This is a genomic window from Nostoc sp. UIC 10630 (assembly GCF_010747425.1).
GTDB lineage: Bacteria > Cyanobacteriota > Cyanobacteriia > Cyanobacteriales > Nostocaceae > Nostoc.
Map to the genome: position 1 here is coordinate 1 of NZ_JAAGOG010000275.1, position 8,749 is coordinate 8,749.

The following is an 8,749-nucleotide window of genomic DNA, read 5'->3' on the forward strand; positions in this document are numbered from 1 at the left end:
GGGGAATGGGGAATGGGAAATGGGGAATGGGAAATGGGGCATTGGTTATTCATTCTTCTCCCTCATTTCCCTCTGCTCCCCTATTCGCTACTCTCCACCGTTAATAAATAAGACTGATACCTCTAAAGAAATAAGTAATTGTGGGGTTGGAAAAATTGCGAGGCTTAAACAAAATAAAATTAGGAATTTAACATCATCCGTAAATAGAGGGACTACAATCAAAACGGACAAATGTTTCATGCTCCAATAAGAGAGGATTACAAAGCTATGTCCGACTTAAATCGAGGAATTATGAAGTTTGAGGGTGCAGATTCCCCAAAAGTAGTCACTATCTCTACCGTGTTGCTTCTGGGATCGATCGCTGCTCTCATCATCTGGGCGCTGCAAGCTGCCTATGCGCTAAACTAAAACCATTAGTAGTCTAGAAGGGCACTTGTCTTAAACGGTTTCCGTCGTAGCCAAGTGTCCATTCCATGACTAATAAATAAAAGCGCCCTAATTACCATCAAAAATTTCAGAAAAACTTTAGATTTTAGATTTGAGGTTTTAGATGGAAAATTTAAATCTAAAATCCAAAATCCAGAATGTTTGAACCTTGGGGTGTTTTAGTTATTTTAATTATCTGCCCCCTCTTGGGCGGATTACCCCTGATTACATGGATAGCTTACGCGCTTACGGGTAAGCAATTATCACAAGTTGGTACACGAAACATTAGTGTATCAGCTGCCTTTTATCACGGTGGTAAGTTTGTCGGAATTCTGGCAGTCTTGTCAGAAGCTTTTAAAGGAATTGCGGCAGTTTTCCTCACCCGTCTTTTCTTCCCAGAGGGATCTTTTTGGGAATTGATTGCCCTGATCGCTCTGGTAATTGGTAGATATTGGATAGGCAGAGGAGCAGGTACAACAAATGTCGTCTGGGGATTTGTCGTACACGATCCCCTGGTGGCAATGTTTGTCTCTTTCTTTGCAGGTATTAGCTTTACAATTCTGCCATCAAAACAGGCAGTCAAATATGGGGTTTTGCTTCTCTTTCCACTGTTTGTAGCAATTTTGCATCTCAGCGATATTCCCAGAATGCTTGCTGCTGTGGCTTTAGCTGGTTTAATGGCCTGGATTTATGCAAAAATTCCAGATGATATGAACCTACCAGTTCAAGAGGCACAAACAGAATCGCAAGCGATGTTGGAATTTTTACGGGGCAATCGCGCGATGGTTTCTTTAGATGAAGAGTTGGATGCTGCTATTGTCGGAGAAAAGGCGGCTACATTATCCCAAATTAAGCGCTGGGGCTATCCAGTGCCGAAGGGATGGGTACTAGCGCCAATAGACGATCCGAAAGTGTTGACAGAATTTCTCCAGCCATCAGAATTATCCCCCTTGGTGGTGCGTTCCTCCGCTATTGGCGAAGACTCAGAAAATTCTTCCGCTGCTGGACAATATGAAACAGTTCTAAATGTTACTAGCCCAGAGGCATTACAGCAAGCGATCGCTCAAGTTCAAGCTTCTTACAATCATCCATCTGCTGTACAGTATCGGCGCGATCGCGGCTCAAGTGATACAGCAATGGCTGTGTTAATTCAACAACAAGTCCAAAGTGTATATTCTGGCGTTGCTTTCAGCCGCGATCCCATTACTCAGCAAGGTGATGCAATCATCATTGAAGCCCTGCCAGGCAGCCCAACGCAAATTGTTTCGGGAAAAGTCACACCAGAACAATATCGCGCTTTTGTCGTTGAAACAGAAAAATCTTCCTCTGTGCAATTAGAGGGTGAAGGACGAGTTCCCCAAGCATTAATTAAGCAAGTTGCATATTTAGCTTACCGACTCGAAAAACGCTATCATGGCACTCCTCAAGATATTGAATGGAGTTACGACGGTCAAACGCTTTGGGTGTTGCAATCTCGACCGATCACCACTTTACTACCAATTTGGACACGCAAAATCGCTGCTGAAGTGATCCCTGGAGTAATTCACCCCTTAACATGGTCAATTAATCGTCCCTTAACTTGTGGAGTTTGGGGAGAATTCTTTACTCTAGTTTTGGGCGATCGCGCTTTGGGGTTAGATTTTAATGAAACAGCAACTCTGCACTACTCCAGAGCCTATTTTAACGCATCCCTCTTAGGAAATATCTTTCTGCGGATGGGATTGCCACCGGAAAGTCTGGAATTTTTAACCAGGGGAGCTAAATTAAGTAAACCTTCCTTGCAGTCAACTTGGGAGAATTTGCCAGGACTAGGGAGGTTGCTGAAGCGGGAATTAAATTTAGAAAAAGACTTCAAGCAGGATTATCACCAACGGTTTATTCCTGGGTTGTCGCAGTTGGCGCAGGAAAATGTAGAGAATTTGGAACCAGCCAAGTTGCTAATCAGAATTGACTTTATTTTAGAGTTGCTGCGCCACGGGACATATTACAGCATTTTAGCTCCCTTAAGTGCCGCCCTCCGACAGGCGATTTTTCGGGTGAAGGACAGCCAAATTGATAATAGCGTGACTCCAGAGGTGGCGGCATTGCGATCGCTCAGTGCAATAGCCACAGATGCCAAGCAAGTATTGCTTGAGTTTGAACCACAGCAGGTATTTGAGCAGTTAAAGCAAACCCCAGAGGGAGAGAAAATCCTGCAAGAATTTGACGAATTGCTTCAGGATTATGGCTATTTAAGTGAAGTGGGAACTGATATCTCCGTTCCCACTTGGCGGGAGAATCCCCAGATGATTAAGCAGATGTTTGTGCAGTTAATGCAGGGGAACGAACCACAAGCAGGCGCTAAAGACGCGATTAATAGCATCTTTGCTGGTAAACGCAAACGTTCTTTTGTCCAACGGCGTGTAGATATTAAAGGGCGAGTTACCGAAGTTTATTCACGGTTGTTAGCTGAATTGCGTTGGAGTTTTGTAGCTTTAGAGAAGATTTGGTTAAAATCCGGCTTACTCCAGAAAACAGGAGATATCTTTTTTCTCAACTTTGATGAAGTGCGGCGTTTAGTCGAGGGTGACGATTCTAGGCTGATTGAAGAGTTAGATAAGTTAGTGGAATCGAGGCGATCGCAATTTGTTCAAGATAGCGAGTTTATTCAAATTCCACTTTTAGTTTACGGCAATACACCTCCCCACCCCTTAGCTCCTTCTGCGCTCTACTCTGACCAAATATTACAAGGGATTGGAGCCAGTCACGGGCAAGCTGAAGGCAGGGTAAAGGTGTTGCGAAATTTACAAGACGTGCCGGAGATTGATCGAGATACAATTCTGGTAGTACCTTACACAGATTCCGGCTGGGCTCCCTTATTATTAAGGGCTGGAGGATTAATTGCCGAAGTTGGTGGACGGCTTTCTCACGGTGCGATCGTGGCTCGTGAATACGGTATTCCTGCTGTCATGGATGTTCGGGGTGCTACATGGCTTTTGCAAGATGGTCAACGGGTAAGGATTGATGGGTCTAGGGGTATTGTGGAATTATCTAACGATTTAAGACCTGAATGATTACCAATTCTCTGAAAGACTTGCCAGAAGAGTCTGTCTCTCACAATCCCGAAATCAAGAAAAAGGTGATGTTACGCTTCGGCGATTTGCCTCACCTAACTAACTTCTCTCAAGCGCGTTTTGCTCCCGGACAAACCGCACCAGCACACGCGCATCAAGATATGTGCGAAGTATTCTTTGTGGAAGCTGGTTCAGGAGTAATTCATATTGATGGTACAGAATACCCCCTGCTTCCAGGGAATTGCGTAGCAATAGAAGTGGGAGAAGTACATGAAGTTGTCAATAGTGGCTCAACTGAGCTTGTTTTGACCTACTTTGGTTTGCGTGTGGAAAAATCAGCGTAATTATTGGAATATCAAAAGCTTTAGTGAGGGTTCAACAATGTTGCGCCCTCACTAAAGCTTGTGGATGTTGCTTAAAACAAAGATAAATTTGTAGAATCCTAATATACCAAAGGTGTAGCGCCGCGCATCTGACGTAAAGAATTTATACAAGCAGGACAATCGCAGCCAAATAAGTTGATTGCCACATTGCTTTCTTCGTCATTGAACTCCAGCATGGGAGCATCTTCTTGAGAAAACTCTATTTCACGCTGATAGTTAGGAATTTGAGCCAATACAGAAGCCCTTGCACATACTAAACCCACTTTATGTTTATTACGGATACAAGATAGACGGTCTGTGCTTTGGGTTGCTGGTTCTGGCTCTATAGCTTGTGCTTGATTCAGCATTACTCCCATAGAGAGAATGGAGCTAATCAGCACAGGAGAAGAAAGCAAACTCAGTAGGAATTTGTTCATTGATTTTCTTAGAAAACAATTGCGATCGCTCAGGTTATCCGATTAAATCTTACAGTGCAAGTAAAGTCTATCAGGAATATCACTAAGATATCAGCACTGGGGAAGTTCATCTGGATATCATCTGGGGTGAATTCGTTGCCAGTGAACCATGTGCTTTTTCCGATGTCCGTCTTCTGTTAATTAACGAAAAACTTTAGAGGATGTTTGAAAAGTTCTTAGTGATGTATCAAATCCTTTTAGATCCCCCTAAATCCCCCTTATAAAGGGGGACTTTGATTCCATTTCCCCTCTTTTTAAGTGGGGTTAGGGGGGATCAATAAGTGCCTAAAATCACAGCCAACTACTTTTCAAACAACCTCTTATATCTATATATTGAAAAGGCTTTTCTTAACTACAGCAATTCTAGTACATTTAACAAGTTTCTCAGGTAGGGGCAATTCATGAATTGCCCCTACCTGAAAACCCGAAAATTTCCCCTTCAAAACTTTTTAGTTTGAAGGAGAAATACCAGTTTAAATGCCTTAATCTATAGGGGCTTATCTCAATACTTTTGGGATAAACCCAACAATTAAAGGGTAAAGGTAAATTCAAACCCTTTCCCCTTAACCGAAAAGTATTGAGGCTTATCTGCTAGCTAAAAAAATCTTTGTGAGCAGCAACAAGCATTTGAGCCTGTCTTAAAACGTTTCCGAATAAATAAATAGGAATCTGCCAAGCTGCAACAGTCACTTCTTTAACTATATCTTGTACACTAATTGCTATTAATTCATGCTCTGGCGGCTCTCCTTCAACTGCTCCAGACCAAGTAAAAGCTAATAAAAAATCATCGTCTCCAGGCAAGGATGCAATTAAGCATTCTTCTGGTGTTGGCTGGCAAATAATCCCATATTCGTTTGCAAGTTCTACAAGTCTTTGAAAGTTGTTTACGTTCGTCATTTGTCCTTTGGATGTAATTGAATTTCAGTTTTAGAAAAAATCATATTTTTATCTCCATAACTCAACTTGGTTGCTCTATAGCATAAATTAAAAATTACGAATTATTAAGGAGTTATTGGAGTTGGATCGGGCTTAAGTCCAAAATCTTACCGCGATCGCTTGGTTGCATCAGCAACAATTGCTACTGTTTTAAAAAAATCTGAACTACCTACTTTTTCAGTTAACCTGATTTATATACACCTCCCTTCGTTACCATTTAAATATTGATGCCCTAACCTGACTCAGGCTGACGGAGTGCATTGAGCATTGCCATCGCTTTTGGTGGAACGGCTGTAAACCGAAGCAGAAAAAGATGCTTGTCAACATTAGACTGTTGGATCACCTTGGCATATATATGTTCTTCTTCTGTAGCCATTTCTGCTTCAATCAATAGCTTGAGTTTGAGATTACTCAATATTTCTAAAGAATCTAACGATCGCAATTGCGCCTTTTTTTCTGAGAGGCTAATTAATGCTCCCAAAAATACTGTTCCCACTGCATGTTTTCCCTGCAAAATGGTGTATTCCACAGGCACTTCTTGATTGAGAATGATTATTTTATCATCATCATCAGGCAAGAATAAATTATATTTACCGCCAATGCCACGAATTTCACAAATTGTCACAGGGTGTTTTATTCCCTTGGGTTCTATTTTTAGTTGCCCAGCAATTTGGAGGTCAATATTGGCATCTTTACAGGTATTTTCAGAAATTAAAATCTGTCCTCCCACTGTATAAGATTCAATTCGAGCAGCCAAATTAACATGACTGCCAATAACTGTATATTGAGCGCGTTTTTGAGAACCTACATTTCCTGCAACGGCTTCCCCTGTATTCATCCCAATTCCCATTTCGAGAATGGGAAAATTCATTTGCCGATTTTGTTCGTTTACTTGCTGCATTGCCAATTGCATAGCAATAGCACAAGCGATCGCTCTTTGAGAATCATCTATGCGGCTAATTGGCGCACCAAATATCACAAAAATGCCATCACCCATAAACTCATTAATCGTGCCTTTATACTGATTAATCACATCTGTCATTGTTCCTAAATAAAGATTCAAAATCTTTACTACTTCTTCAGGCGGTAATTGTTCGGAAATAGCCGAAAATCCTCTTAAATCAGACACAAGAACCGTAACTTTTCTCCGTTCTCCCCCTAGCTTTAACCCAGAAGGAGTTTCTAGGATATTGGAGACGATTTCATCAGTTAGATAGCGACCGAGGGTTTTTCGCATCTCGGTAGCACTTTGAGCAATATACTGAGTAAGTGCGATCGCAGAACCAGCGAATGCCAGCATTGAAGGGATAACGGGAATCCACCAACCAGCCAAAAACGCTAGAAAACTACCACCAATTAAACCGCCACCTGCTAGCAAAACACTAACAGCCATAAGGGTTTTCTGGTTGCTACTGCGGCGTTGTAGCCAACACAAGCTAGCACCAATAATTGACCAAATTAAAATTGATAGCCATTCTAGCGGCTCAGGTAAACACTTAATCAACGGACGACCATCCATTGCCGCACTTAAAATTTGACTAATCAAATTAGCATGAATTGTTATACCCGCCATTCGTTCTGGTTCAGTCAAGACATTACTGCTGTAAGGCGTATAGAATAGATCCTTCAAACTCTCAGCAGTAGCACCAATTAACACCACCTTGTCCCGCATTAAGTCTGGTGGAATGGGCTTATCTTGTACTTCGCCCAGAGAAACTTTAGTAAACTGCTGTATCCGTCCTCGATAGTTCAGCAGCACTTGGTAACTTCCCGCATCTGCTCGGACATAACCCCCATCATTAGCTTCAAAAATCGGGAAAACGCCACGATTTAACTGCAAATAATTAGAGTTAGTTGCTGATGGCTTGGCGGTAATGCCTTCAGGTTTCAAGTACAACAATGCCAGCTTTAACCCAAAGCTTTCCAGAATCTGATCATTATTTAAATTTACGTATAATAGCGATCGCCGAATTTTGCCATCCCCATCTATGGGTAAATCATTTGACCCAATTTGATCGAGTCGCTTTAGTTCTGGAGACGAATCAACTGCCGAACTATCAACAGTATCAGAGACTTTTTGGACTCCAATCAAATTTGGAGTAGATCTAAACACCTTAAGTAAAGCTTCATGACCAGGATTGACGGGTAAATCACGATAAATATCTAAACCAATCGCTCTCGGTTGTTGCTGTTTGATTTTCTCTAACAAACTGGCAAGTTTTCCATCAGACATAGGCCACTGGCCCTGCTTACGGATATCTGCCTCATTAATTTCAACTATGACGATGCGGGTATCAGGCGATTCTTGTGGACGGAGGAGAAAAAATTGATCTAGTGCTGCCAATTCCAACAATTGCAGTAATCCAGTCAACCGTAGTGCAATCACCAAGGCTGTAATATTAGGGACAGCAAGTAAAACACCACGCCATTGCCAGATTTGCGATTTCAGCTTTGCCCACATAAGATTTAGTGCTGAGTGCTGAGTGCTGAGTTAGGAGTAGAGACTTGATTAATCGCGTCTGTAGAAGAGTTGGGAGTTGGGAATTCTGCTTTAGCCCCATGCCCAATGCCCAATGCCCCATGCCCTTCTTTCTTAGATGTGCAACAATCGAGCAATGGTTCTGAAGCGATCGCACTCAAACCTACAGACTTGAAAAATTGTCTCCAATCCAGCCTCGCTTTAAAATTATTCGGCTCAGTCCGGCGTAGCTGCACCAAACTAGTCAGCGCTTCATGCCAAATCCCAGCTTCTGCATAGATGGTGGGTAACTTGTACACATTTGTCTTTGCTAACGCCTCCGACAACGATGAGCCTGGTTGAGTGCGTTCCACCCAACCTTCTACAGTCGGATTGTCGCTGGAGTCTTGAGTATTACAAACAATTGTTAGATACCAATGATAAGTTTTACCTACAGCAAGTCCGGGGGAACTCTCAGGAAGTTTGAAGCTAATAATTCCAGGTTTAGCAGGAAGCTTAAAAGACGTTTCATAAAATACATTCTGGTCTTCAGCTAGCAGCACAAACTTAGCTGTTTTAACTTGAAATGGAGGTACATACCAGAAAAATGTTGGATGTTGAGCAAATGTCAGCCCTAATTTATCTGGAGGCATTAAGGGAGTTATTAATTTTTTCCCTATTAGGCAAGAGCCGCCACGGGTAGAACCACCAGCACTTGCAGGAGGTTTGCCTCGCTGTGGTGGCTTAAATGCCTGACTAATTTGCCAAGTTTTGTTGGGATGGTACGACTGAGCGTGTACCTGTGCTGTCAAAGCAGAAAGTAAACCCAATGGTAAGGAAAAGGTTAGAAAATATAGGAATGGTTTAATCCGTTTCATATTGATAATGCCTAAGTTCTAATATTCAAGTGAATAAATTAAGTATTCCCAAAAGCAAGATCAAATTTTTCACTCCACTACAAACTATTGGGCATTGGACATAGGGCATTGGGCATTGGTTATTCTTCCTCATCTCCCCCTGCCCCCTGCTCCCCTACCT

At 42.2% G+C, this 8,749-nt stretch carries 7 protein-coding genes; 3 read left to right on the plus strand and 4 right to left on the minus strand.

The window, feature by feature from the left end; genetic code table 11:
- Positions 1-267: 267 nt before the first annotated feature.
- The 3 genes from G1O98_RS38875 to G1O98_RS34655 all read left to right on the plus strand — a co-directional run bounded on the left by G1O98_RS38875 (position 268) and on the right by G1O98_RS34655 (position 3,823).
- Complete coding sequence (locus tag G1O98_RS38875; protein WP_041565237.1) at positions 268-408, plus strand: hypothetical protein; 141 nt, start codon at positions 268-270, stop codon at positions 406-408.
- Positions 409-584: 176 nt separating this feature from the next.
- Complete coding sequence (locus G1O98_RS34650) at positions 585-3,479, plus strand: glycerol-3-phosphate acyltransferase (protein WP_163938305.1); 2,895 nt, start codon at positions 585-587, stop codon at positions 3,477-3,479.
- Positions 3,476-3,823 (plus strand): cupin domain-containing protein, encoded by a 348-nt coding sequence (locus G1O98_RS34655; protein WP_114080689.1) that lies wholly within the window; start codon positions 3,476-3,478, stop codon positions 3,821-3,823. Before G1O98_RS34650 ends, G1O98_RS34655 begins: the two co-directional genes overlap by 4 nt.
- 98 nt (positions 3,824-3,921) lie before the next feature.
- Here G1O98_RS34655 and G1O98_RS34660 read toward each other — a convergent pair whose 3' ends face one another.
- The 4 genes from G1O98_RS34660 to G1O98_RS34675 form a co-directional block, all read right to left on the minus strand.
- Positions 3,922-4,278, minus strand: a complete 357-nt coding sequence (locus G1O98_RS34660) for a hypothetical protein (protein WP_012408048.1) — start codon at positions 4,276-4,278, stop codon at positions 3,922-3,924.
- A gap of 630 nt (positions 4,279-4,908) precedes the next feature.
- Positions 4,909-5,214, minus strand: a complete 306-nt coding sequence (locus G1O98_RS34665) for a hypothetical protein (RefSeq protein WP_163938308.1) — start codon at positions 5,212-5,214, stop codon at positions 4,909-4,911.
- 271 nt (positions 5,215-5,485) lie between these two features.
- Positions 5,486-7,714 carry an adenylate/guanylate cyclase domain-containing protein gene (locus G1O98_RS34670; protein WP_163938310.1) on the minus strand — a complete coding sequence of 743 codons (2,229 nt, stop codon included), beginning with the start codon at positions 7,712-7,714 and terminating at the stop codon, positions 5,486-5,488.
- 5 nt (positions 7,715-7,719) lie between these two features.
- A complete protein-coding gene (locus G1O98_RS34675; protein WP_243458630.1) occupies positions 7,720-8,589 on the minus strand; it encodes a DUF928 domain-containing protein in 870 nt (289 codons plus the stop codon).
- Between the last annotated feature and the right edge of the window lie 160 nt (positions 8,590-8,749).

What these genes read in the sequence shown, in the direction of transcription:
- G1O98_RS38875 (WP_041565237.1), top strand. Translation starts at nt 268, where the DNA reads ATGTCCGACTTAAATCGAGGAATTATGAAGTTTGAGGGTGCAGATTCC.
- G1O98_RS34650 (WP_163938305.1), top strand. Translation starts at nt 585, where the DNA reads ATGTTTGAACCTTGGGGTGTTTTAGTTATTTTAATTATCTGCCCCCTC.
- G1O98_RS34655 (WP_114080689.1), top strand. Translation starts at nt 3,476, where the DNA reads ATGATTACCAATTCTCTGAAAGACTTGCCAGAAGAGTCTGTCTCTCAC.
- G1O98_RS34660 (WP_012408048.1), bottom strand. Translation starts at nt 4,278, where the DNA reads ATGAACAAATTCCTACTGAGTTTGCTTTCTTCTCCTGTGCTGATTAGC.
- G1O98_RS34665 (WP_163938308.1), bottom strand. Translation starts at nt 5,214, where the DNA reads ATGACGAACGTAAACAACTTTCAAAGACTTGTAGAACTTGCAAACGAA.
- G1O98_RS34670 (WP_163938310.1), bottom strand. Translation starts at nt 7,714, where the DNA reads ATGTGGGCAAAGCTGAAATCGCAAATCTGGCAATGGCGTGGTGTTTTA.
- G1O98_RS34675 (WP_243458630.1), bottom strand. Translation starts at nt 8,589, where the DNA reads ATGAAACGGATTAAACCATTCCTATATTTTCTAACCTTTTCCTTACCA.